This is a genomic window from Legionella oakridgensis ATCC 33761 = DSM 21215 (assembly GCF_000512355.1).
GTDB classification, from domain to species: Bacteria; Pseudomonadota; Gammaproteobacteria; order Legionellales; family Legionellaceae; genus Legionella_A; species Legionella_A oakridgensis.
Genome location: NZ_CP004006.1, coordinates 1,697,854 through 1,721,731 on the forward strand (window position 1 = coordinate 1,697,854; position 23,878 = coordinate 1,721,731).

Consider the following 23,878-nt stretch of genomic DNA (forward strand, 5'->3'; position numbering starts at 1 on the left):
GCGGATAATTCATGAATGCCGTACATGAAAAGCGAGCAACCGCCCATGTAGTACTCAACATTATTTGGGGGGTACTTTCTGCCATTCTTCTAGTGTTTGTGTTGTATTCCTCATGGGAAAAAGCCCAACTGGAAAATCATCAATCCTTATGGCATGCCGCCAATGAAATGACGGATCAATTGGATGATTTTATTACGGACATCATGCAATCCGTGTATACCATGCCAATCCATGGTCACGACTTTAATCAATGCAGTACAGTTCTTTTATCATATTTGAAACATACCGTGTTTAATAATCCGCAAATCTCTGGATTGACTATTAAAAATAAACAAAACCAAGTAATTTGCAGCACCCTCCTTCAAGCTGACAAACAAATCGTTCCTAATGCTCAATCATTAAATTTATATGGACCAATAAAATTCAGCACCGAGGACAAACCTGCTTTTATTCTGCAACAACAACTTGGCGATTATTTTATTGACGTGTATGTATTGCAATACCTGATTGAACAGCAATTAAAAACTACCTCTCCATCAATATTTCGTATTGCTCTTTATAACAGCAATCAAAATAAAGTTCTTTTGCAAATCACAAGAGAATCACAAAGTACTGTCTGGCAAACTGATAGTCCCCAACAATTTATTCATTTTTCTGCTAATAGCGACCAACCATCTTTTTCAATACGAGATAACTTAAACTCTTTGGAGCATTTTCAACTTATTTTATTCGCAAATCCTCAACAAATAAGCCAACTGGCATGGGGCGGAATTGTGATGATTGCTCTATTGATGATCCTGGGCTCATTTCTCATTTATTTTATCTTGCGCCATCTCATCAACAGGCATTTTTCTCTTCATCGTGAACTGATTAAAGCCATTAAAGACAAGCGTTTTTTCCCAGTATATCAACCTATTTTTGATAATGATCGTGATGTTTGTATTGGTGCTGAGGTTCTATTACGTTGGCAAGATACCCAAAAATTATCATGCCTGATTTTTTTATTGAAGAAGCCGAGCAATCTGGACTGATTGTTCCTATTACCTTGCAGTTGGTTGAAACAACATTTCAACAATGCCAACATGCATTGCAAGCATATAAACATTTCCATCTGGCTTTTAATCTTTCTGCCGTCCACTTTGCCAATAATCAATTCTTTGAGTCGTTTTTTAATTTATGTAAGCAATATAAAGTTTCTTCTCATCAGTTAATATTTGAAATAACAGAACGCGATTTATTAAGTAAACATGACATTAAACTTGTTAAATATATGAAAGAACTACGCCACGCTGGTTTTTCTTTAGCCGTGGATGATTTTGGTACGGGACATGCCAGCATCAGTTATTTGCAACATTTTCCTTTTAATTATTTAAAAATTGACCAATTATTTGTTGGAGCCATTGGTACGGGAGCAATCACCGAATCATTAAATCAATCCATTATTCACTTGGCAAAAAATTTAAATCTGCAAATTATTGCTGAAGGGGTTGAAACATTAATGCAGCTTGAATTTTTACAAGACCATGGTGTTACCTTAATGCAAGGATGGTACTTTGCTAAAGCATTGACCATTGAACAATTATTGACACTTCTGCGCAGGGGAAAATATGAGTAAATCTTATCTTATGATTGTTGTCTTATCTTGTTCGTTTTCATTGGCATGGGCTCAGGAAAATAAGATGACGACAGGCGATAACAGCTATTGGCAGTGTCGTGCCTATGATCAAGACAATTATCAATGGACAGCAAAAAGCACTTATGAACGCACCGCTGTCAATAAAGCTTATGAGGCCTGTAAAAAGCAAAGCAAAAAACCAGAAACTTGCAAAACGGCAAAAGAATATTGTGAAGGCTTTATTAATGGAATAAGTACTCGACCAATGTGGCAATGTACCGCCTTAGATCGTATGGCCAAACCATGGGTTAGTGCTGTCTATTCAAATCAAGATGATGCTGCCCTGGGCGCAAAAGCTTATTGCCAAGAACGCAGCACTGTTCCAACCACCTGTTATGTGAATATGGTGACCTGTAAGAATCTTAATGCCCAACCCTAAAGGAGAAGATTATTTTGTTTTGCATTGGTTTAACAGGCAATATAGGCAGCGGCAAGTCAACGGTTGCAGCGTTGTTTGCAAAGCTTGGCATTGATGTTATTAGTGCGGATACGATTGCAAAAAAGCTAACACAGCAAGGTCAACCGGCGTTCTATAAAATTATCGAGCATTTTGGAGACACCATTAAAGAGGAATCCGGGAATATCAATCGTCGTCAGTTACGACAATTGGTCTTTGACAAACCCAAAGAAAGACAATGGCTGGAAAATCTATTGCACCCTTTAATACGCCAAGAAATTGCTCGTGAAATCAATTATTGCCAAAGTCCTTATTGCATCATTGAAATTCCTCTGCTCCCTGATAAAAAAGATTATCCTTATCTTGACCGTATTTTATTTATTCAAGCAGATAAAGAAATCCAAATCGCAAGACTTATTGCAAGAGATCAGTGTACTCGACAAGAAGCCCAGACCATCTTGACAACTCAAGCAGCCACCGAAAAACATTTGCAGATAGCCGATGATGTATTAATTAACAACGGCAGCCTGCAACAATTAAAAAATCAGATCGAGACTCTGCACCAACGCTATATTACCGAGTATACGTAATTATGGAAAAAAGAAAATTACTATATTTAGGCATTCTTTAACGCAACTTTATTAATTAAAGACAAGATTCTTCGTCGCTTTACCCCAGGCTCATCAGGATTAAATGCTTGCCAGTGCCATTGAGGAATTTCACAATTTTTTTGAATAAACAGCTGATTTAAATGCTGAATAAGTGCCTCTTTGTCCATCACATTCGGATAAACCTGAATGCTGAATTGACCCATATCATGTTGACATATCCGATAATCTTCAAAATCAACACCACTGCTTGTCATCCGCTGACGAATGACATCGGCAAACAAAGGAATTTCTTTATTTCCTTGTTTTGCAAAACAAACATCCCCTAATCGTCCTTCAATGGCATCGAGTTCCGTAAAAATCGACGTTGAATTTTTGGTAACCAACACATCATCAAGACGATAACGGATGATTGGCTGCGTTGTCCGCATTAAATCGGTAATGACTGGCACAAATCGTTTCTCATCCAGCCATTCTTTTTCAATAATGAGAAATTCTTCATTCATCACCAAATGATTCGACTTGTTATCACTGATGGCAAGAAATCCCTCTGTACACTGATAAATTTGTGAGATTTTACAACTAAAACAATGAGATAACTGTTCTTCCTCCTCTTTTTCCAACACTTCAGCAACAGAAAATATTTTTTTAGGCCTGATCTTTAATCGATATCGTTGGCTTGCAAGCATCAGCAAAACACTGGCCGGGGCCGAGAGTATGGTCGGCTGAATTTGATTTAATCGCTGGAGATGCTCATCAAAATCCATCAATAAATCAAAAAATAAACTGAATGTTTTTGCTTTTATTCAACGTTGTATACAAACGGTTATTCGCCCGCAAAAAAAAGGCAACACGCTCTTTTGCCCATATCCCATTAGGCATTGCCTTAGCAAGCATGATGCCTGCCCATGCATCGCGCTCCTTCGCACTGGCCAGAAAAAGCCCTCTGTTTCCTGATGTTCCAGAAGACAGGCCAACAGCAATATTGGTCAGCATAGGAGAAAAATCACGTGTATGCTCTGCCTGCAAGGCAACCTCTAATGCGTCCCTTTTTTTGATATGGACCGTATTAATTTCATCAAAATGTTCCATCATGATTTTTTTATTGATGACAGGCCATTGATGCAACGGTTTATCCAGATAATTCTGATAAAAAGGTGAGTATTTTAATGTATGCTTAACCAGCCTTTTGAATTGTTTTTCCTGATAATGACGCAATTGAGCTCGAGTTTTTAAACGACCTCTTAAAGAGTTCGCCTTAAAATAATAATAAAGAACTCGAGGTATCATCACATATTTCCTTGTATCTCTCTTCGGGCATGCGTGCAATGCGCAGGAATCATGCGAATTGCCTTATTCTGCTGATACAGAGCATGCAAATTTTGAATCGTCTTCCGGTAAGCCATTCGGTCATGATGAACCAAATAGGTTAGCTCACTGGGATAAACCAATGTTTGAAATGTTTCCTGATGCCAGCAGCTGTCTGCGATTAAAAAAGTATCGTTTATTGATTTAAAATATAACCCAATATGGCCCGGCGCGTGTCCAGGTAGAGAAATAGCCATTAACCGACCATCATTAAACACATCAAACCCCAAAGAAAATGGAGCAAGGTTTGCATCAAGCTTGACTTCATTTTCCAAAAAAATTAAGCGTTCATAAAAATCAGATGGCAGTAAGCCTGGCAAAAACCCTTTAATCAAAGCGGACCAGCCCTTTTTATGGCGAATCGCATCGACAGCCTCTCGATGACAAATAAACTGGGCTTGAGGAAAATCACACAACCCACCAATATGATCTGCATGAAAATGCGAAATGATGACGTAACGAATGGCTTCCGATGAAATACCCTTGTCAGCTAATTGCTCTTTTAATGATTTTTTCAAAAAACAGGTGTTAAACGCCGGTATAAAGAGGCAGGAAATTTTTTGGTCAAATGATAAAATTTCTGCGTATAACCGGTATCAAATAAAATATAGCCTCGTTCAGGATGATTTATAAGAGCGCAAAGTGCTGGATATTCGCACTGTTTAAATCGCCCAGTCGTTAAAGTCATCCGTTCACAATGTTTACAAAAACCGGCCTCAAACAACTGATAAGTAATCGTCATGACTGATACCATTGAGCAAACAATTGCATGCCTTCATCGAGCGTTATTTTGGGACGATAACCTAAATCATTTTTTGCTGCCTCTATATTTAACGTTTGCCCTAACGCCAGGACAGCAGCACTGTATTGAGTTAATCGTGGTTCTGATTTCAATAAAAACAAGCGATGTAGCTTCTCCAAAATATACGCCATGGATTTCGCTAATGAATAGGGAACGCATTTAACATTCAATGGTCGTTGCAATGCAGCATATAAAGCAGAAAGAATACTGATTAAAGATCGAGGCTCATCATTGGTAATATTATATTTTTTCCCACAAAACTGTTCTTTAGCTTGGGCCGCCAAAATAAGGCTATCCACTACATTGTCCACGTAAGTAATATCGATCACATTGTCTCCTGTCCCAACTATTGGCAAAATTCCATGTTTTTCAGCGTTTAACAATCTTGGTAAAATGGCACGATCATACGGTCCAAAGATAGCTCGGGGACGCACCGTAATAACATTAAGCTTGTTTTCCTGCCAAGCTTTATCCACCAGTGATTCTGCTAATAATTTGGTTTTTATATAGTGATTGGCAGGCCGCAAAGGTAAAACTGCATCCTCTTTGACGTCATGTTTTTCAATAAAATCAAAATAAATACTGGGAGTAGAAACATGCACAAGACGCCTACCAGGTGGCGTTACGGCAATGACGTGTTGGGTACCCACCACGTTCGCCTGATAAAAATCTTTATATTTCCCCCAGGGACTCGAGAAAGCCGCACAATGAAAAATAACATCCGCACGACGCACTGTCGTTGCTAACCGCGCTCTTTCATGTAAGTCCAAGGCATGGAATGTTGCTCCCATGCCCGTAAGGATATGCCCCAATTGTTTATTTCGTCCAATCGCAATGACTTCATGCCCCTCTTGCACCAAACGCCGGGTCAAATTTAGTCCCAGACAACCGGTTGCTCCCGTTACGACATACCTCATGTTAATACTCCAGGATCATCCCAGCCGCTGATAATCCTGCACCGGTACCCAGTAAATAGACCAGTTGTCCTCGTTGTATTTTTCCGGTTTGCACCAGATGATAAAACGCAGACGGGATGGAAGCAGCCATTTGATTGCCATGAGTTGCATAAATATCGACAAATTTTTCTTCAGAAATGTTAAGCCGCTTTCTTAAATGATGCATGGCAAGCATACTGGCTTGATGTGGAACCACCCAATCAATGTCAGCAAGCGTTACACCAATTTGGCTCAGTAAGCATTCATGAAGCTCAACCACCAGATGGGTAGCTAATTTAAATACTTTTTTCCCATCCATCGCAAACAAACCATATTTCCTATCATAGTCTGAAGCCGGTGGAATTCGTGTTCCTCCAGCTTCAACCTGACAAAAGCTGGCTCCTGCACTATACGTTCTCATATGACTTGCTAGAATTCGACTCGAACCATCACTTTGCTCAAGGATACAAGCTGCTGCCCCGTCACCAAAAATAGTACAACTTTCCATGTCTTGCCAATTTAATCCTGCCGATGGAATATCGCTGGCAACAATTAATACCCGTTTAAACCGTCCACCAGCAATCAAATAAGACGCAGTATCCAGCGCCGTTAAAAAGCTTAAGCAGGTGCTATTAATATCAAAACAAGGAATACCAGACTGTTCAAGACCAAGCTTTTTTTGTATTAAAGCGGCTGAGCATGGGAGTAATTGTTCACCTGCACCGCAGGCACCAATAATCGCATCGAGTTCGAATAACTCTATTTTAGCCTGTTTAATTGCAGCCAGAGCTGCTTGAGCAGCCATAAAAGACGTGGTTTCATGCTCTTGTGCAAAATGGCGGGAAACAAGTCCTGATTTTTTTTCGACACTTCCTCTTGCAAGACCAAGTTTTTGATCTAATTCCACAGACAGGATTTTATTTACAGGCAAATATTGCCCCATTCCAGTTATTTTTACGGCAGGCATGAAACGCTTCCCAAGCACAAAAGAACATTTATTATACTTCGAGTATACTTTATAATCAATAAGATTGATTTTGTTTCTATTTGGTTTCTATTTTTAATGGATGATAAAACAGAGGGCTCTATCATGCATTCAATTTTTCTTGCGATCAATATGAGCAAATGTTAATCTTATAGGCTATTAATTGGACTAATAACTTTTTTATGAAGATATTGACTGTACTAGACAGCTATCCACCAGACCTAAACGGAGGGGCCTACTTTACTCATCGCCTGGCTAAATCATTACAAGCAAGAGGACATGACGTTTTAGTCTTATGCCCATCGAGAAGCTTAAAACAAGGCTACACTACCTATGATGGGGTTCCACTTTGTACCATACGCTCATGGCCAATTCCGAACTATAAGAATTTTCGGGTCTGCTGGCCTATTTTTATTAAACGTCATATCATCAAGGCCATCCTAAACTTTAAACCCGATGTGGTCCACTTACAAGGAAAGTTTTTCCTGGGTGGATTATGTTACAGGGCATGTCGCAAGCTCAATATCCCTTTAATGGCTACCAATCACTTCATGCCAGAAAATTTTTTTCACTATACCCATCTTCCCAAAAAGTATGAAACCTGGTTCAAGCGTTACACTTGGCGTATTGTGGTTGATATGCTATCGCACGTAAATATGGTGACTACGCCGACTGAAACCGCGGCTAACCTGTTAAAATCAGTTCATTTACATAAAACCATTCATGTTATTTCTTGTGGGGTGGATTTAAAAAAATTCAGCCCCCACCAGGATGCGAAGACGCTTCGTCAACGATTCCAAATTCCCGATAAACCAATCCTGTTATACACAGGACGTCTTGATCGGGAAAAAAATCTGGACATAGTACTTAAAGCATTTCATTTAGTTAGGCAGCAAGTAGACGCCCATTTTATTTTAACCGGCCGTGGTAAAGAACAGCCCGCATTGGAAAAACTAGCAAAACATCTGAATATAGACCAGCACGTCACTTTTACGGGGTATTTGAGCGATGAGGAATATCCTCTAATTTATGGATTGGCCGATTGCTTTGTAAATGCAGGAACCGCTGAATTACAAAGTATTGTCGCCCTTGAAGCAATTGCTTCTGGCTTGCCTCTGGTTGCTGCGAATGCCATGGCATTGCCTGAGCTGGTCCAACCGGATGTCAATGGTTATCTTTTCCCACCTAATGACATTGCAAGTTTGTCATACTATCTCGCTGAGGTTCTTGGTCATCCCGAAAAAAGTCGACGCATGGGCATTGAAAGTAGAAAAAAAGCGGAGTCTCATAACATTCATGCAACGACCAAACACTATGAGCAGCTTTATTTAAAGATGATGAGCCAATGAAAATATTAGTCGATCGTTACATAACACTCTCACAAAAACCCGGTTTTTTACGATCGTTAACAACCGGATTTTCCTTATTAATCATCAGTTTTTTATCGCCAATAGCGCTGGATTGTACGCTTCTGCCATAGCAGGAAACCCGGTCGATGATTTGCTTCTTAATCTCTTACCTGTGTATGATGTCACATTTGTTCATGTGTATGCAGCGTTGTTATTTTGGTTTGTCGTTGCTATGTATATTTTAATGCGACCGGGAATGATTCCATTCATAACCAAAACAGCCAGTGTGTTTATTATAACCCGCAGCGCCTTTATTTGCTTGACTCATCTTGGTGCACCACCAAATCAGTTAATCATTCCTGAAAATTTTTCATCATTCTTTCTCTTTAATGGTGACTTGTTTTTTTCTGGGCATGTTGGAGGACCTTTCTTGCTTGCACTTTTATTCTGGCGAAATAAAACCCTGCGTTATTTTTCGCTCGCAGCCAGTCTATTTTTTGCGTATATTGTACTTATTGGCCATATCCATTACAGTATTGATGTATTTGCGGCACCTTTTATAACATTTGGAATTTATGAATTAAGTAAGTTCCTGTTTGCTAAAGAATATTATTTTTTTATGCAAGATATTAAATGCTAATAAATTAGCCATATTTTTTGTGTTCAATTAATTTTATGATAGGCTTGTTCAAACAAGCAAAGGACAGCATCCATTTATGCATCATGATACGATAACTTTTCAATTAGCAACCCATTTTTATCCAAGGTAGCCTTACGGCTGGAATGTCTTTTTCTTACGATTAATCAGGCATGCGAAGAAACGCATCCGGTTATTCATCATTATGCTTTAAAAAATATCATTGAAGTCATTAAATTGATTGAAAAACCTGAACTTAAAAGTCGATTTTTAAAAGAATTGATGCGTATCGAACATATTTTGAATAAAGCTGAAATCATCATATCAAACTCACTCTATGCCAATCTCTTTGTACAAATTCAATTTCTTAGTCATGCCGCAGGACGATTTGGTGAAAACATTCATAGCGATCCTTTTCTACAATCCATCCGGCTTGCTCAGGCAGGCGAGCACAATGACTGTGAATTACATTCACCGCAACTTTTAATGTGGCTGGAAAATGAGCCTAAAAAAAGGCAATATGATTTGAATGCCTGGCTAAAACAATTGCAATCCTTATCCGATACGGTTTCAATTTATTTGGCTTTATTACGAAATACTGCAGAATTTGACAAAATTGATATGCTTAGTGGTTTTTATCAACGTTCTTTACCATCAAAAACTTCATGCCATTTAATTTTATTAAGAATGGACAAAGATTGCGGGATTGTGCCTCAAATGCAGCTTGGTCATCATGGCTTAAGTTTGAGACTATGTGAAGCTAAATCAATGAATGAAGTACGTCATACCAATACCGCTATTGATTTAGCCATTTGTCAACTCTAACAATTAAATGCCCTTTATCACACCTTCTCTTTTAAGCTAGGAATAAAAAATCAGGCCATTTCTTCAGAATACAATTTTTGCCGAATCATATGAATAATACTCATGTTGGCAGCAGGAAATTCAAATTGGGGCAAAGACACCAAATCCGCCCAACACAAATCCATCTGTGACTCACGACAGGTCGCATGGCCAGTAAAATGAGTCACATGATAGATCAATAAATTAACTTCGCATTGGTCATAGGTGTAATGAACATTGCCTAAAAAATCACAATCAATGACGTCCAGCCCGACTTCTTCCTTGATTTCGCGCATTAAAGCCGAAACTGGGCTTTCACCCAGTTCTAATTTTCCGCCAGGGAATTCCCACAGCCCACCATAAGAAGCCTGTTCTGGACGCCTGGTAATCAGAACCCGTTTTTCAGCATCAATAATTACAGCCACTGCAACGTTCATTTTATCGTACCATGACAGGTTTTATATTTTTTTCCGGAGCCGCATGGACATGGCTCGTTACGGCCAATCTTTTTCTCGGAGCGTTTAAATGTAGTCACACCACCCTCATCTTCTTCAGAAGCTTGAACGTCACTCTGGTGGATAAACTGCATTTTTTGAATTTGTTCAGCACGACGTTGTTCTTCCACCGCATCCACATCATCTTCGGTCTGCACCTCAAGAGAAGAAAGCAAGCGAATGATGTCGTATTTCATATTATCCAGCATCATAGAAAATAAAGTAAATGCTTCACGTTTATACTCTTGCTTAGGATCTTTTTGCGCATAGCCACGTAAATGAATGCCTTGGCGCAAATGATCCATCGCTGCCAAGTGCTCCCGCCAGTGATTATCCAACGTTTGTAAAATCACTGACTTCTCAAATTGCGCCAAAACATCCCGACCTATCTGTTTTTCCTTTTCCCGATATTGTTCTGTGCAAGATGCTATTATTTTTTCCTTGATTTGTTCTGGCTGAATGCTGTGATCTTGCTCTACCCACTGTTGAACGGGTGTGTTTAATTTAAAATCATCACGTAAAACTTGCTGTAATGATTTTACATCCCATTGATCTTCCATGCTTTGTGGAGGAATATAACTGTCCACCAGAGCACCCAAAACATCTTCACGAATCGCTTGGACGGACTCTAATGGGTCATGCATTGCCATCATGTCTGACCGTTGTGAATAAATCACTTTTCTTTGATCATTTGCCACATTATCGTATTCGAGTAATTGTTTTCTTATATCAAAGTTATGTCCTTCCAATTTTCGCTGGGCATTTTCAATGGCTCTTGTGACCAAATTATGTTCTATTGGCTCGCCAGGTTTCATACCCAATCGACGCATCATGGCAGCGACGCGTTCCGACGCAAAAATACGCATTAAATTATCATCAAGAGATAAATAAAAACGACTGCTTCCCGGATCCCCTTGACGACCAGCACGACCACGTAATTGATTGTCAATACGGCGTGACTCATGACGCTCAGAACCAATAATACGCAAGCCACCAGCAGCAACCACCGCTTCATGCCTCTTTTGCCAGTCTTTTTTCACTGCATCGTGATCCGCTTCACTTGCATCGTCTGACAACTCGCCAAGTTCAGCAGCAAGATTACCACCCAATACAATGTCCGTTCCTCGGCCAGCCATGTTGGTGGCAATGGTCACTACCCCTGGACGCCCTGCTTCAGCAATAATCTGCGCCTCTTTTTCATGAAATTTGGCATTTAATACCTGATGCTTAATATTTGATTTTTTTAATAAATTGCTCAATAACTCAGACGCTTCAATAGACGCCGTTCCGACCAGTACCGGCTGTTTACGAGCCACGCAATCACGAACGTCTTCAATGATTGCCAGGTATTTATCCTGTTGAGTTAAATAAACTAAATCTGGCTGATCCACACGAAGCATTGGCTTATTGGTTGGAATAACCACCACATCCAGATGATAGATTTGCTGAAACTCATAAGCCTCTGTATCTGCTGTGCCGGTCATTCCTGATAATTTATCGTAAAGACGGAAAAAATTCTGGAATGTAATGGAAGCTAATGTCTGATTCTCGTTCTGAATTGGCACATTTTCTTTGGCTTCAACCGCCTGATGCAACCCTTCAGACCAACGTCTGCCTGGCATGGTTCGACCCGTATGCTCATCCACAATCACGACTTGCTTGTTTTGCACGATATAATCCACATCACGATGAAACATCGTATGCGCTCTCAAGGCAGCGTTGACATGATGCATGAGCATGATATTGCTGGCATGATAAAGGCTTTCACCAGGGTCCAGAAGCTTCGCTTTAGCCAATAATTCTTCAATACGCTGGTGGCCTGTCTCCGTCAGATGCGCTTGTTTTTGTTTTTCATCAATCGTGTAATCCCCACCATCTCCTTCTTCCTGTTGCTGTTTTAACTGAGGAATAAGTTGATTGATCTTCATGTAAAGATCCGAGCTATCCTCTGCTGCACCAGAAATAATTAACGGTGTGCGTGCTTCATCAATTAAAATGGAATCAACTTCATCAACGATTGCAAAATGCAGCTCGCGCTGAACTTTATCTTCAAGACTGAATGCCATGTTATCGCGCAGATAATCGAAACCAAATTCATTGTTTGTGCCATAAAGAACATCCGCCTGATAAGCCGCTTGTTTTTCTGCATGCGGCATGTCCGGATAGATTACCCCAACGCTTAAACCTAAAAATTCATAAATAGGTTTCATCCATTGGCTGTCCCGTTTGGCAAGGTAATCATTGACGGTCACTACATGCACACCCCGACCAGTAAGAGCATTAAGATAAGCGGGTAAAGTCGCCACCAACGTTTTACCTTCACCCGTACGCATTTCCGCAATATTACCTTCATGCAACACCATCCCGCCGATCAATTGCACATCAAAATGACGCAGCCCCAGGGTACGTACCGATACCTCCCTAACTACTGCAAATGCTTCCGCCAATAATTCATCAAGTGTTTCTCCATCCGCCATACGGGCTTTAAAATGTGCAGTTTTTGCTGCCAATTGTTCATTAGTCAAAGCCTGCATTTGAGATTCAAAGGCATTAATAGCTGATACAGTTTTTTCCATGCGCCTTAAAGTGCGCTCATTGCGGCTACCAAACATCTTCTTCATCAACGTATTCAGCATGGCCTTTACAATCCTCTCAACAATCCAAATTTCAAAATTGCTTAATTTACTAGAAATCAGCTACAAAAGCCATGAATAACCACTTGCGGGAAAGACTTCTGATAATAAAATAAACAATCTCACTGCGAAAGTGACTTACAAAAAATCACAAAGTTAAAGCAAAAATAAATTTTGAGGCGGGAGTTTAGATTACCTAATGACCAAATCAAAATTTCTTTTTAACATAAAGATAGGCGTTTTTCATAAGTCCTACATGATTATCATAGCATCAGCCATCATTTAATGCCTGACAAGATAGCAATGAAACATCATCCGAATCATGCTGTTCCATGTTTTCCATCATTGAAATTGCATTTCGATGCTCTGGAATTACCCCCCCACGTTGGGCATTGCTCAACAACTCTTTCCATAATTTTGCCCCTGGTAAACCATGGGCTAATCCCAATATGGGTTTGAGCAAAATACTCATCGCCACTCCATGGGCATAAGCGGTTTTGAGATAATCCAAATACTGTTGCAAAACGACAGAACGTTTTAACAACGGTATCTGTGGGTATAAGCCATGATGAATGATGGCAATTGCATAAGGATTTTGACAAGCCAATCTTCCAAGCATGACACCATCCACCTGCTGAAGATGCAGGCGGATAGCTTCCAAACTATTAATGTTTCCATTGATGACTATTGGTACGGATGGTAATTCCTGTTTAATGTTGTATACGTACTCGTAATGTAAGGGAGGAATAGTACGATTTTGTTTTGGATTTAATCCCCGCAACCATGCTTTGCGCGCATGCACAAGAAGTTTATCGCATCCAGAGGCAATCAAGCGATGTGCAAACGCCGAAAAAAAATCGTAACTGTCCTGGTGATCAATGCCAATACGAGTTTTGGCAGTCACCGGAATAGACACAGCCTGTTTTATCGCAGTAATGCAATCAGCAACATGCTCAGGCTCTGCCATTAAACAAGCACCGAAACGTCCAGCCTGAACTCGATCACTGGGGCAACCCAAATTTAAATTTATTTCATTAAAACCTTGCTGCTCTGCTTTTTTTGCGCTTAAAACTAATGCTTTTTTATCCGCCCCACCAAGTTGTAGAGCCAAAGGATTTTCCATGGGATGAAATCCCAAGGCTCGAGATGAATTATTAAAAACGGCGCCTGGAGTTTGCATATCCGTATATAAAAGCGCTTTGGGAGCAAGCATGCGCATAAAAACCCTAAAATGGGTATAAGTCCAATCAATCATAGGCGCAATGGCCAGAGAAGATATGAGAGGAGATTGCGAACAAAGTACGGCAGACACGAATAAACTTCCTGACAAATGAAAGATTATACATCATTCCAATTTTGACCAAAATATGTACGAACATATGGCACAAATTAAGGTGTAATACAATCAAAGTATGATTTTGCCCTGTCATGGATAATAAAAAGAGATTTACTGCGATTAGCCATGGTATAATGGCGGCAGTAATATGAAACTTACCTTGACAGGTTGTGACATGCGTGTTTTAAAAATCGATTTTACCCAACCGCAAGCAGCAAAAATATTCAGTGAATCCCTCAGACATACCGGTTTTGCCATTCTGGAAAATCACCCAATTGACAACGATTTGATTGACTCTATCTATGACGAGTGGCACGAATTTTTTAATCGGCAAGACAAGCACGATTATCTTTACAAAAAAGAAACGCAAGACGGCTATTTTCCCATGACCATTTCGGAAAAAGCCAAAGGCGCCACATTAAAAGATTTAAAGGAATTTTATCAATATTATCCGTGGGGACAATATCCTTCCTCGGTGAGTGCCAACACGAAAGCATTATACCGCCAATTAACCGAGTTAGCAGCCACTCTGCTGAATTGGCTAGAGGTCGAATTGCCGGTGGTTATTGCCGAACAATTATCCATGCCATTATCTGCAATGATCAGAGACAGTGAACAAACGATGCTACGCATCCTGCATTATCCGGCATTATCGGGTGACGAACCTGTTGGTGCTGTGCGCGCTGCAGCCCACGAAGACATTAATTTACTAACTCTTTTAGTTGGTGCAACAACGTCGGGTTTACAGGTAAAAGACAACCAAGGGCAATGGCATGAAGTTCCTTGTTCAAAAGAAAACATCGTGGTTAACGTAGGAGACATGCTTGCACTGGCAACCAATGACTTTTATCGTTCCACCACTCATCAAGTAGTCAATCCCGAGGGGAGCAATGAAGCTCGGCTCTCCATGCCATTATTTCTGCATCCTCGTCCCGAAGTGCAACTTTCTTTACAAAAAACAGCGGGACAATTTTTACAAGAGCGTCTAATTGAGCTAGGAGTTATATAATCATGACTGATGTACATCCATTGCCAAACAACGCCATTGAATTGGTCAAAACATATCTTTTACAATTGCAAACCAACATTTGCAATGAACTGGAAGCCTTGGACGGAGCAACCAGATTCATAGAGGATTCCTGGACTCGCTCGCAAGGCGGGGGCGGTATTTCGCGTGTGCTTTCTGCAGGTGCAACGTTTGAAAAAGCTGGTGTAAATTTTTCACACGTCAGTGGCGAGCAACTCCCCCCCTCTGCCAGTGCCATTCGACCCGAACTGGCTGGATGTCAATTTTCAGCGTTAGGTGTTTCCCTTGTCATCCATCCTGATAACCCTTATGTACCTACCACGCATGCAAATGTTCGATTTTTTGTTGCTGAAAAACAAGGAATGTCCCCTATCTGGTGGTTTGGTGGCGGATTTGATTTAACCCCCTATTATGGATTTCAAGAAGATTGCCAACACTGGCATCACATGGCTCATCAGGCATGCGAACCTTATGGTAAAGACGTTTATCCCCGGTTTAAAGAATGGTGTGACCGCTATTTTTATCTTCCACACCGCCATGAAGCACGCGGAATTGGTGGTCTTTTCTTTGATGACTATAATGAACAGGGATTTGAACACAGTTTTGATTTAATGAAAAGCATAGGCAACCATTTCATGAAAGCATACGCCCCTATTGTGGAAAAACGTAAATCACTGTCATTTGGCGCAAAAGAAAAAGCATTCCAACTCTATCGTCGTGGACGTTATGTGGAATTTAATCTTATTTATGATCGCGGCACATTGTTTGGCCTGCAATCAGGAGGACGTACTGAATCGATTCTTATGTCTCTCCCCCCGCAAGTACACTGGCATTACAATTGGCAACCGGAAGAAAATAGTCCTGAAGCAACCTTATATACTGATTTTTTGCCTGCACGTGACTGGCTGGCAAACAAGTCGTAAGCCAATCGCATTAGGAGTGTTTCGTAAGTGGACGCCAAAATATTGCCGCTGCACAAATATTTAACAGACCCAGAATAAGAAACACTTCCGAAATTGCCATATGAAAATACAAAAGCATCATCACGAATATGGTTCCAGCCACCATGAATAATGCATTTAGGATATTATTGGCTGCAATTGTTCGCGCTCTAAACGTTTCTTCACTGACAATTTGCAAAAACGTGTACAATGGGACTATAAACATCCCCCTGAAAACGCAATAAGGAACAAATCAACCGCCACACGCACGTGAGCAATCCGACTAAAAAACTCCTGCAGCAATTGCAAAGAATCCTCTGTATTCGCAGATGGCGTTGCCCAGTATAAATCGCAGGCAAAGATTGACAAGATAATCATTGCATGTGGTACATATTTTAATGTTATTCTGCCTTTTAATAGCTGACTAATGGTAAGAGAACCTGCAGCAATGCCGATGGAAAACAAGGCAAGAAATACTGCAAAAACGGATGTTTCCGCTTTTAACACGTAATTTGTATAATCAGGCAGCTTGGTCAGGATCACAGTACCTATCAACCAAAACCAGGATATGGCTAACAGCACAGGAATAATATGCTTATTGCGCATGATGTCTTTAAGCATACGATAAGTCGCTCGCAGCAGCCGCCAGTCAATGTATAAATCCTTTGCCTTGGATGGCGCTGATGGAATAAAAAAGCTTGCAACTAACCCAAGCAGAGCCGCCATACAGGTTAAAAAAATGGCATAGATTACTCCTCCTGATATACCGCCAATGCTTAGTGCACCTAAAGTAGTACCAAGAAGGATGGCAAGGAAAGTACTTCCCTCAATTAACGCTGTTGCTCCTAATAATTCTTTTTTGGGTAAATGGGTAGGCAAAATGGCGTATTTGATTGGTCCAAAAAAAGTTGAATGGATGCCCATACCGGTCAAAATGATCATCATCATCGTAACATGGCCCCAATAAAGACCAAACCCACCAAGAATCATCAAGAACATTTCAAACAACTTAATAAAGCGCGTCATTCGCGCCTTATCATACTTATCTGCCATTTGACCCGCAGTGGCCGAAAATAAGAAAAAGGGAAAATAAATAGTCCACCAGCTATGGCCTGATAGGTTTCAGATTGAGCTTGTGAAGTACTTAAAAAATAGCTGATTAACGTTAACATGGCCAACTTATAAGCATTATCATTAAATGCACCAAAAAATTGGGTACAGAAAAGAGGAAAGAAATTTTTTTTCTTAAAAGCTGTAATAATAATCCCATGCCTATCCTAATTGTATTCTTTAAAAACTGGTGCGCCTGTTTGTTATTCGACTGACTATTCCATTAAAATAAAAAATATTGGTGTCATGATGTAACGAGTCCCTTTATCTATCTAACAAGGAATCTAGGGATTATGATGGATGCCTTCTACTTAATGCCCTCATAATTTTTTCCATAGCATATTCATTAGGCATTGTTTGCTCGATAATGGCTTGCGTACGCTGTACACAATATTCCTTAACCTCTTTATCTGGCAGGATATAAAACGTTTTTTTATTGATTTCATGCATAATATGCTGTGCTACATCTTCCGTCGGTCGCCCACGCCCCATAAGCTCCATGACTTTCTTATGGATAGGTTCCGCGTTAGCGGAAAAAGAATTAATTAATAGATTGGTGTTAACAAATGAAGGACAAACAACGGAAACATGAATGCTCGGGTTTAATGGTTGCAACTCAAAATACAAGGATTCTGATAAACTAACAATAGCATGTTTGGACATGGCATAGGCAGACATATTCGATCCACTGCATAGGCCGTAAAAACTTGCCATATTAACAATATGAGAAGAATGCTGTTGTTTAAGCATATAAGGCAGAAAAGCTTGTACTCCATGAATCACGCCAAATACATTGACATCGAACACCTGTCGAATTTCTGCCGCAGATAACTTCCACACTGGTGCCAAACGACCGCTGATTCCAGCATTGTTAATAAGCAAATCAATGCGCCCAAAATGGCCCATACTATGGTCTGCTAATCGTCTAACTTCTTCTTCCCGGCTTACATCACAGACAATGCCAAGCACTTCCGTAGCTGCTTGTTGACTTAACTCATTGACGCGAGCTTGCAAGTCATCTTTTGCATTATCTGCCATAACCACTTGCATTTGTCTCTGCAGGCAAATTTTTGCCAAAGCCAGACCAATGCCGTCCGCAGCACCAGTGATTACCGCAATTTGCTTATTTTCATTCATTCATGATAATGACGTCTTGGGCCTTTAAACCTTTAGGCCCTTTATCAAGAATAAAACTTACTATGTCGTTTTCACGCAGAGTTTTAAAACCAACACCCTGTATATCCTTATAATGGACAAAGATATCGTCCCCTTGCTGATTAATGATAAAACCAAATCCTTTTTTTTCATTAAACCACTTTACTTGTCCAGTTTCTCTCTGCGACATTTTCACTATTCCTCTTCTTAGTCTTTAAATCTGCTATAAGTGAAATTTACAAATAAGTTCTTGAAGATTATCCAAGAAAAATCAATGATACGCTACAAAGATGTGTCATAAAAGCGTATTTTCTGAGACTTGTTGCTTTCAAGAATTATAAATTCCATTTTTAATTCAGTTCAAATCAAAATAATCAGTGAACTTGCGTTAAAATACCATCATTATCACGATTTCAACAATACCAGCATATCATTTTTTTATTGATTATTAATGGTTTTTCTATGTATGACAATATGTTTGTAACTGGATGGCCATCCAAGGGCTCCCTCACCACTCTATTATAAATATAAATTTAATTGCCTAGGAGTATGTATGAATACGTCAAAAGAAGCTTTTATAAAACTAGCATTACAATGTAATGCATTAAAATTTGGTGAATTTACTCTGAAGTCAGGTCGGATAAGTCCTTATTTTTTCAATGCCGGATTATTTTATCAAGGTGATGCTTTACGCCGCCTTGGGATATTTTATGCGAATGTTCTTATGCAGAATAAAGTGGATTTTCAGCATCTTTTTGGTCCCGCCTATAAAGGCTTACCTTTGGCCACGGCAACAGCCATTGCCCTTGCGAGCCTGAATATCACCACAACGGTTACCTTTAATCGCAAAGAAGCCAAAGACCATGGCGAGGGAGGGCATTTGATTGGGGCACCACTAAGTGGTAAAACAGTAATTATTGATGATGTCATCACAGCTGGCACTGCATTTCGTGAAGCACAGCAATTAATTAAAGAAAACGGCGGGCAATTAACGACGGTTATCATTGCGCTCGATCGTTGTGAGCGAGGTCTAAGTCATCAATCAGCAATACAAGACATTCAACAGCAAGGAATCCAGGTATTTTCTATCCTCACGCTGTTCGATTTGATTGATTATTTGAAAAACAAGAAGAACATCAAAAAGTTGAAAAACTGCTCTCTTATCAAAAACAATACGGTTATTAATATCAAATTCAGCCTTTCTTGCAAACTGCTTTTTTCCTCGGCCATATTCAATGGCAAAAACACATACTCCCCTTCTGCGGAGTATGTGTACATGGTAGATTTCAAATGCTGCTTGTCATCAGAGTAGAGAGGGAACGCGCTTAAATTCCGGTGCCTCAGGCAATACTTCGCTTGCCGCAGCGCGTTTACGACTAGCAAACATACTGCTTGAAGAATGAGCTACCGATGGCGCTGCAGCTGTAGGAGCTTGTCTGCTATCCAATTCTAAATCATCAGACGGTTGTGCGGCTGAGCGTTTACGAGAAGACATTCTTTCGCCTGAAAAAGATGCTGCTGCGGCTTCAGCAAGATCCTCACGTGCTGCAGGACGTCTGTGAGTTGTTCTTGCCGCAGCCGACACAACATCCCCTTCTGAAATCTCAGGCGTGGCACCATTGGCCATAGCTAAGGCAGTCATGCCTTGCTGAAGCAGGGTTTGTGCGCGCTGGGCATGCTCCAGTTGCAATGTAGTCGCCCTTTCTCGACGACGAAACTCACCACTTTGAACGGTTAACTGCTGATTTAATCGCTGCAACTCTCTGGCCTCAGCCACCGCCTGAGCCAATTCATCTTCCAAGCTAGCTGCTTTTTCGTTAGCTTTATCCAGGTTATCATTAAGAAGCGCTTCCCTGTCTTTGGCTTGTTGCAGCTTGGCTCTCGTTCTCTGTAATTGTGCCTGCACTGTTTCTCGTTGCTCTTTTTCACGTGCCAATTCACTGTCCAAACCATCTACTTTAGCCAAACGCTCTTGTGCTTCTCCTAATAAAGCCTGGGTTTCAGCATGTTGCTCTTGCAGCTTTCTAAGTTCTTCTGCAGCGGTCGTCTTTTCTCTTTCCACACGAGCGAGCTTGCTTTCTACCGCAAGCAACATTTCGCGAAGAAATTCAGATTCTTTCTCCGCAACCACCGGAGCAACCGAAACACTGGCCACAGCAACCTCTGTACGAAGTACTTTTTGACTATGTCGTCTGATTTCTTCTTTTGTGGGAACGGTTATACCAAGCTCCCTACACCGCATTGCTCGATGAGAATACTCCTGTGAATCCAAATGAGTTGCAATAACCGCTCGATTCGAAAATACCTCCAATTCAAGCTCTGTGGCTGTACGAACAAGCTCTTTAACATAAGGTACATTAGCCGTAATCAGAACATGATGCGTTAAGCGTTTTGTATCATCCTCCGTTAAGACAGGCTTCATTAAAGACAATAATGTTGCAAGATTTCTAAAAAATTGTTCTTTTATTTCTTCAGGGCAAGCACCTTCTGTCAACACCAAACGATGTAAAATCGTTCGATTTGCCTTCAGTGAACGATGTTGCGCCATCGCCCTTAATTCAACAGCATCCAGTGTAGCAAATAACCGCATATCACCGTCGGTAAATCCTTGTGGTTTATCCTCCAATGTAACCAATAACACTTCATGTCTCATTCACTTTACCCCTTTTTAAAAAATTCTTAACTTGTCTTCAATAGGCAGCAATATCAATGGTTTTCATCTTATAGTTAAGACGCTTTCCATTGCGTAATACGGTCAAAGTAATTTCCTGCCCTATGTTCAACTTCGTCTGCAAATTATACAAAGTATCATAATTACCCACTGGTTGACCATCTAAGGCAACAATCACATCCCCCAAATGGATTCGTCCCCAATGATCACGATAGGTACCGCGTAATCCTGCCTGAGCTGCTGGTGAGTTAGGCAATACCTCCGAAATTAAAATACCTTTTTTAACTCCAAGTCGCAAAGCAACGCTTGGATCGACACGCTGTACACCAATGCCTGCCAAAACCACTCGCCCATTTTTTATAATCTGACTGACAATACGCACAATTTCATCGGCAGGAACCGCAAATCCTACACCTGCAGACGATCCAGATTGTGAATAAATGGCTGTATTCATTCCTATTAATCGCCCTGAACTGTCTAACAATGGGCCACCAGAATTACCCGGATTAATAGAAGCATCCGTTTGAATCATATCTCGAATCGTCACGCCCCCTATACCAGGCATTTGCCTACCAAGCGCAGAAATCACGCCCATGGTTAAGCTATGATCCAGGCCAAAAGGGTTACCAATAGCAATGGCTTTTTGCCCCACCAATAACTCATCCGTATGAGCTATCTCAAACGGCGTAAATGATTGCAACAATTCACGAGCTTTAGGGGAAGTTAAAGCAAGCACTGCAATATCCTTACGTGGCTCTGCCCCTATCACTTTTGCCGGAAAAGTATACTTTCCAATGCTGACGGCTAAATTATCAGCGCCGTTGATCACATGAAAGTTAGTGACCACATGACCTTCTTTATCCCAGATGATTCCTGATCCCGCCCCTGAGGGAATATGCAACAATTCGTAAGAACCATTCACCACAGTTTTTATGCGATGAACATAAATGACTTTGGGAGAAGCTTTTTGAAAGATTTCAATCGTGTTTCTTTCATAAGCCAATAATTCATCCATTTTAGCGGCGGAAGCAGACAGGGAAACGCAATAGGCAACAAACAGGCAGATAAAACGGAATCCATTGAGTTTCATTATAATCCTCCATCATAAAAACATATGGAATGAATAAGGTGTGTAAAATCTAATGATATAGCGACCCGATTATGCTTTAATAATAAGCAACCTGTCAAATAGTTAATGTTCTAGATGAATGTTCTAAAGAAACCACTCCAATGCTACTTCCAAACATTCAGCCAACAAATTGAAATTTCTATGAGTAAATACAAGATGGTTGAAAAAACTTAAAAAACTGTTCTGATTATCTTTCGATAAGTCCGAAAAATAATCAGAACAATCAAAACAAATCATGATAATGCTTTAAGTCATTAACTCTGAAGCGGACTCTTCAGAAGCATAATAATTATTCTCATCATCCTCTTCATAATCGTTACCTTCGTTAATATCACGCTCAGCGTCTTCAACCTCACTTCTGGAATCTGCCTCCTCTTTCGCTTTCTGGGGCGTAATATTGGACGATAGCCTGAAAAACTGCAGCAGAAACTGTAAGGGTTGGGTTAGTAATTTAAACGCTTGCGTTCCTGCATCAATGGATGCTGTAGCCACATGTTCCGAATTTTCGTTATGTCGAATATACACTTTTTCCAGAACACTTGTATGACGCCGATAAATGTCATCCAATTGGCGATTACGGGTTTTTTCTTGCTCCAATAAATACCCCTGAAGGTCAGCGTGTGAATCCCATATGGAAGCGCGTCGTGCTTGTAATTGCTCTAACTCCTTATCGTAAAACGCAATTTCATAATCCACTTCCTGTCTTAGTTTATCGCAAATGATTTTACGCTCTTCAGGCGTTTCTCCCTGAATAGTTGCCAGAGATTGTTTGGATGCTGCCTCAGCATACCGATGAATCAAAGCCAGTTTCTTACTGAGAATTTCTTCAATTTTTTGATCAAGATATTGAATCGCATCTTTATTTGCACCAAGAACCTGGTAATGCGAATCAAACCGTCTGCCATTTTCCATCTGCATTCGCATTTTTTCCAGCTCTCGTGTCTCTTGCGTCAATGCTCTCATCTGTGCTTTATCATTCAGCATTTTGTCTCGACTTAATAAAAGCTGACGAATAAATATAGATAAGGCAGTCACCGCACCAAATACCATTGTACCAATGATAGCTATAGTAACGGGTTCCATAGCCCACTCTCCTTAGTGCAAATGAATCAACTGAGTATGTATTTCAACCGCAAAATATCGGCTAAATGTTTGGAAAGAATCTACTTCAGGCCATTGCTCTGCCCGGTCACACATGCGCAGCATTTCAGCTTTGTAGATTGGTCGATAATAATGTTTAATAAAAGGTTTAATGTCTGAGAGTTGTTTGAAATTCTTGACCACTACCGTTGCATTTTCAGCAAGATGCGACAAATTGACTTGCTCCAGTACCGTTGCCAATTCGCTTTGGTCTTCTACAGAAGATTTCATCCATTTTAATAAGACTGACCGTGGTTTGATACAAATTAACTGTTGTCCGTCCTGTATGGATGGCTCCATCAATACAATTTGCGAATGTAATTCAAATTTGAAACAACAGAGAAAATCAAGAAAACTGCCTTCAATCTCATTACGAGCATCTTTTCCTAACCACCGGCTTATTTCATAGCGAAACATGGAAGGAAAATGCCGCTCGATTTCATCTAAGGTGTCTTCTTCGTTATCGTGTCTACGGATGGTGTAAGCCGTTGTGTCCGTTTGCAACACCTTAAGGGCCGGCAATTCGATATCCGATAACTGAGAAGCCAAAAATGATTGAAAGACAGATGTGGGTTTTAAAATGACAACTTCCCATTGACTCGGTTGCATGATGCTCTCCTTTATTTAGTGTCTCATCCTGAGT

Annotated in this window: 23 protein-coding genes and 3 pseudogenes; 11 read left to right on the forward strand and 15 right to left on the reverse strand. The window is 40.4% G+C overall.

Features of this window, described 5'->3' with window-relative positions; translation table 11 throughout:
• The first annotated feature begins 11 nt into the window (after nt 1–11).
• The 4 genes from LOA_RS16240 to coaE are packed head-to-tail and all read left to right on the forward strand — an operon-like array spanning nt 12 to nt 2,662.
• Nucleotides 12–1,031 (forward strand): EAL domain-containing protein, encoded by a 1,020-nt coding sequence (locus tag LOA_RS16240; RefSeq protein ID WP_052335922.1) that lies wholly within the window; start codon nt 12–14, stop codon nt 1,029–1,031.
• Entirely contained in the window at nt 989–1,615 is a 627-nt protein-coding gene (locus LOA_RS13795) for an EAL domain-containing protein (RefSeq protein WP_052335923.1), read from the forward strand. The genes LOA_RS16240 and LOA_RS13795 overlap by 43 nt, the downstream gene beginning before the upstream one ends.
• Nucleotides 1,608–2,054 carry a hypothetical protein gene (locus LOA_RS08310; RefSeq protein ID WP_025385930.1) on the forward strand — a complete coding sequence of 149 codons (447 nt, stop codon included), beginning with the start codon at nt 1,608–1,610 and terminating at the stop codon, nt 2,052–2,054. The genes LOA_RS13795 and LOA_RS08310 overlap by 8 nt, the downstream gene beginning before the upstream one ends.
• A 14-nt stretch (nt 2,055–2,068) precedes the next feature.
• On the forward strand, nt 2,069–2,662 hold the full coding sequence (gene coaE / locus LOA_RS08315) for a dephospho-CoA kinase (protein WP_237757987.1): 594 nt from the start codon (nt 2,069–2,071) through the stop codon (nt 2,660–2,662).
• Between the two features lie 26 nt (nt 2,663–2,688).
• Here the strand turns inward: coaE and LOA_RS15360 are convergent, their stop codons facing one another.
• From LOA_RS15360 to LOA_RS08335, 5 genes and pseudogenes are all read right to left on the reverse strand, one after another.
• A complete protein-coding gene (locus LOA_RS15360) occupies nt 2,689–3,447 on the reverse strand; it encodes a hypothetical protein (protein ID WP_238551199.1) in 759 nt (252 codons plus the stop codon).
• 7 nt (nt 3,448–3,454) lie between these two features.
• Complete coding sequence (locus LOA_RS15365; RefSeq protein ID WP_238551200.1) at nt 3,455–3,970, reverse strand: hypothetical protein; 516 nt, start codon at nt 3,968–3,970, stop codon at nt 3,455–3,457.
• A pseudogene (locus LOA_RS08325) lies at nt 3,970–4,802 on the reverse strand (MBL fold metallo-hydrolase). The gene LOA_RS15365 and the pseudogene LOA_RS08325 overlap by 1 nt, the downstream one beginning before the upstream one ends.
• Nucleotides 4,787–5,767, reverse strand: a complete 981-nt coding sequence (locus LOA_RS08330) for an NAD-dependent epimerase/dehydratase family protein (RefSeq protein WP_025385932.1) — start codon at nt 5,765–5,767, stop codon at nt 4,787–4,789. Before LOA_RS08330 ends, LOA_RS08325 begins: the two are co-directional and overlap by 16 nt.
• A gap of 1 nt (nt 5,768) precedes the next feature.
• Nucleotides 5,769–6,752, reverse strand: coding sequence for a beta-ketoacyl-ACP synthase III (locus LOA_RS08335; protein WP_025385933.1), 984 nt, complete (start codon nt 6,750–6,752; stop codon nt 5,769–5,771).
• Between the two features lie 200 nt (nt 6,753–6,952).
• On the opposite strand from LOA_RS08335, the gene LOA_RS08340 reads away from it, so the two are divergent.
• From LOA_RS08340 to zapD, 4 genes are all read left to right on the forward strand, one after another.
• Nucleotides 6,953–8,119: a glycosyltransferase family 4 protein gene (locus LOA_RS08340; protein ID WP_025385934.1), complete on the forward strand. Its 1,167-nt coding sequence runs from the start codon at nt 6,953–6,955 to the stop codon at nt 8,117–8,119.
• Nucleotides 8,116–8,250 (forward strand): hypothetical protein, encoded by a 135-nt coding sequence (locus LOA_RS15850; RefSeq protein ID WP_274544552.1) that lies wholly within the window; start codon nt 8,116–8,118, stop codon nt 8,248–8,250. The genes LOA_RS08340 and LOA_RS15850 overlap by 4 nt, the downstream gene beginning before the upstream one ends.
• Nucleotides 8,232–8,759, forward strand: a complete 528-nt coding sequence (locus tag LOA_RS08345; protein ID WP_238551201.1) for a sphingomyelin synthase family protein — start codon at nt 8,232–8,234, stop codon at nt 8,757–8,759. The genes LOA_RS15850 and LOA_RS08345 overlap by 19 nt, the downstream gene beginning before the upstream one ends.
• A 192-nt stretch (nt 8,760–8,951) precedes the next feature.
• Nucleotides 8,952–9,581 (forward strand): cell division protein ZapD, encoded by a 630-nt coding sequence (gene zapD / locus LOA_RS08350; protein WP_238551375.1) that lies wholly within the window; start codon nt 8,952–8,954, stop codon nt 9,579–9,581.
• A 50-nt stretch (nt 9,582–9,631) separates the two neighbouring features.
• Here the strand turns inward: zapD and mutT are convergent, their stop codons facing one another.
• The 3 genes from mutT to dusA all read right to left on the reverse strand — a co-directional run bounded on the left by mutT (nt 9,632) and on the right by dusA (nt 14,038).
• Nucleotides 9,632–10,036: an 8-oxo-dGTP diphosphatase MutT gene (mutT, locus tag LOA_RS08355; protein ID WP_025385935.1), complete on the reverse strand. Its 405-nt coding sequence runs from the start codon at nt 10,034–10,036 to the stop codon at nt 9,632–9,634.
• Nucleotides 10,033–12,729: a preprotein translocase subunit SecA gene (gene secA / locus LOA_RS08360; RefSeq protein WP_025385936.1), complete on the reverse strand. Its 2,697-nt coding sequence runs from the start codon at nt 12,727–12,729 to the stop codon at nt 10,033–10,035. The genes mutT and secA overlap by 4 nt, the downstream gene beginning before the upstream one ends.
• A gap of 268 nt (nt 12,730–12,997) precedes the next feature.
• A complete protein-coding gene (gene dusA, locus LOA_RS08365) occupies nt 12,998–14,038 on the reverse strand; it encodes a tRNA dihydrouridine(20/20a) synthase DusA (RefSeq protein ID WP_272946919.1) in 1,041 nt (346 codons plus the stop codon).
• Nucleotides 14,039–14,210: 172 nt separating this feature from the next.
• Between dusA and LOA_RS08370 the strand changes: the two genes are divergently transcribed.
• Nucleotides 14,211–15,071: an isopenicillin N synthase family dioxygenase gene (locus tag LOA_RS08370; protein ID WP_237757989.1), complete on the forward strand. Its 861-nt coding sequence runs from the start codon at nt 14,211–14,213 to the stop codon at nt 15,069–15,071.
• 2 nt (nt 15,072–15,073) lie between these two features.
• Complete coding sequence (hemF, locus tag LOA_RS08375; RefSeq protein WP_025385939.1) at nt 15,074–16,012, forward strand: oxygen-dependent coproporphyrinogen oxidase; 939 nt, start codon at nt 15,074–15,076, stop codon at nt 16,010–16,012.
• A 10-nt stretch (nt 16,013–16,022) separates the two neighbouring features.
• On the opposite strand, the pseudogene LOA_RS08380 reads toward hemF, so the two are convergent.
• The 3 genes and pseudogenes from LOA_RS08380 to LOA_RS08390 form a co-directional block, all read right to left on the reverse strand.
• A pseudogene (locus LOA_RS08380) lies at nt 16,023–17,295 on the reverse strand (MFS transporter).
• Nucleotides 17,296–17,431: 136 nt separating this feature from the next.
• Nucleotides 17,432–18,277 carry an SDR family NAD(P)-dependent oxidoreductase gene (locus tag LOA_RS08385; protein ID WP_035894715.1) on the reverse strand — a complete coding sequence of 282 codons (846 nt, stop codon included), beginning with the start codon at nt 18,275–18,277 and terminating at the stop codon, nt 17,432–17,434.
• A complete protein-coding gene (locus tag LOA_RS08390; RefSeq protein ID WP_025385940.1) occupies nt 18,270–18,485 on the reverse strand; it encodes a cold-shock protein in 216 nt (71 codons plus the stop codon). The genes LOA_RS08385 and LOA_RS08390 overlap by 8 nt, the downstream gene beginning before the upstream one ends.
• A 363-nt stretch (nt 18,486–18,848) precedes the next feature.
• Here LOA_RS08390 and pyrE point away from each other — a divergent pair.
• A pseudogene (gene pyrE, locus LOA_RS08395) lies at nt 18,849–19,480 on the forward strand (orotate phosphoribosyltransferase).
• 118 nt (nt 19,481–19,598) lie between these two features.
• Here pyrE and LOA_RS08400 read toward each other — a convergent pair.
• The 4 genes from LOA_RS08400 to LOA_RS08415 all read right to left on the reverse strand — a co-directional run bounded on the left by LOA_RS08400 (nt 19,599) and on the right by LOA_RS08415 (nt 23,844).
• Nucleotides 19,599–20,948: a hypothetical protein gene (locus LOA_RS08400; protein ID WP_025385942.1), complete on the reverse strand. Its 1,350-nt coding sequence runs from the start codon at nt 20,946–20,948 to the stop codon at nt 19,599–19,601.
• A 37-nt stretch (nt 20,949–20,985) separates the two neighbouring features.
• Nucleotides 20,986–22,056, reverse strand: a complete 1,071-nt coding sequence (locus LOA_RS08405) for a S1C family serine protease (RefSeq protein WP_025385943.1) — start codon at nt 22,054–22,056, stop codon at nt 20,986–20,988.
• 285 nt (nt 22,057–22,341) lie between these two features.
• Nucleotides 22,342–23,178, reverse strand: coding sequence for a hypothetical protein (locus LOA_RS08410; RefSeq protein WP_025385944.1), 837 nt, complete (start codon nt 23,176–23,178; stop codon nt 22,342–22,344).
• A gap of 12 nt (nt 23,179–23,190) precedes the next feature.
• Complete coding sequence (locus tag LOA_RS08415; RefSeq protein ID WP_025385945.1) at nt 23,191–23,844, reverse strand: hypothetical protein; 654 nt, start codon at nt 23,842–23,844, stop codon at nt 23,191–23,193.
• Between the last annotated feature and the right edge of the window lie 34 nt (nt 23,845–23,878).

Excerpts from the sequence above, each read along its gene's own strand:
- LOA_RS13795 (WP_052335923.1), top strand. The coding sequence starts at position 989 with ATGCCTGATTTTTTTATTGAAGAAGCCGAGCAATCTGGACTGATTGTT.
- LOA_RS08415 (WP_025385945.1), bottom strand. The coding sequence starts at position 23,844 with ATGCAACCGAGTCAATGGGAAGTTGTCATTTTAAAACCCACATCTGTC.
- LOA_RS08310 (WP_025385930.1), top strand. The coding sequence starts at position 1,608 with ATGAGTAAATCTTATCTTATGATTGTTGTCTTATCTTGTTCGTTTTCA.
- LOA_RS08370 (WP_237757989.1), top strand. The coding sequence starts at position 14,211 with ATGAAACTTACCTTGACAGGTTGTGACATGCGTGTTTTAAAAATCGAT.
- LOA_RS15365 (WP_238551200.1), bottom strand. The coding sequence starts at position 3,970 with ATGATACCTCGAGTTCTTTATTATTATTTTAAGGCGAACTCTTTAAGA.
- mutT (WP_025385935.1), bottom strand. The coding sequence starts at position 10,036 with ATGAACGTTGCAGTGGCTGTAATTATTGATGCTGAAAAACGGGTTCTG.
- LOA_RS08385 (WP_035894715.1), bottom strand. The coding sequence starts at position 18,277 with ATGAATGAAAATAAGCAAATTGCGGTAATCACTGGTGCTGCGGACGGC.
- secA (WP_025385936.1), bottom strand. The coding sequence starts at position 12,729 with ATGCTGAATACGTTGATGAAGAAGATGTTTGGTAGCCGCAATGAGCGC.
- LOA_RS08330 (WP_025385932.1), bottom strand. The coding sequence starts at position 5,767 with ATGAGGTATGTCGTAACGGGAGCAACCGGTTGTCTGGGACTAAATTTG.
- LOA_RS08405 (WP_025385943.1), bottom strand. The coding sequence starts at position 22,056 with ATGAAACTCAATGGATTCCGTTTTATCTGCCTGTTTGTTGCCTATTGC.
- hemF (WP_025385939.1), top strand. The coding sequence starts at position 15,074 with ATGACTGATGTACATCCATTGCCAAACAACGCCATTGAATTGGTCAAA.
- LOA_RS08410 (WP_025385944.1), bottom strand. The coding sequence starts at position 23,178 with ATGGAACCCGTTACTATAGCTATCATTGGTACAATGGTATTTGGTGCG.
- LOA_RS15850 (WP_274544552.1), top strand. The coding sequence starts at position 8,116 with ATGAAAATATTAGTCGATCGTTACATAACACTCTCACAAAAACCCGGT.
- LOA_RS15360 (WP_238551199.1), bottom strand. The coding sequence starts at position 3,447 with ATGGATTTTGATGAGCATCTCCAGCGATTAAATCAAATTCAGCCGACC.
- LOA_RS08390 (WP_025385940.1), bottom strand. The coding sequence starts at position 18,485 with ATGTCGCAGAGAGAAACTGGACAAGTAAAGTGGTTTAATGAAAAAAAA.
- LOA_RS08340 (WP_025385934.1), top strand. The coding sequence starts at position 6,953 with ATGAAGATATTGACTGTACTAGACAGCTATCCACCAGACCTAAACGGA.
- LOA_RS16240 (WP_052335922.1), top strand. The coding sequence starts at position 12 with ATGAATGCCGTACATGAAAAGCGAGCAACCGCCCATGTAGTACTCAAC.
- LOA_RS08335 (WP_025385933.1), bottom strand. The coding sequence starts at position 6,752 with ATGCCTGCCGTAAAAATAACTGGAATGGGGCAATATTTGCCTGTAAAT.
- LOA_RS08400 (WP_025385942.1), bottom strand. The coding sequence starts at position 20,948 with ATGAGACATGAAGTGTTATTGGTTACATTGGAGGATAAACCACAAGGA.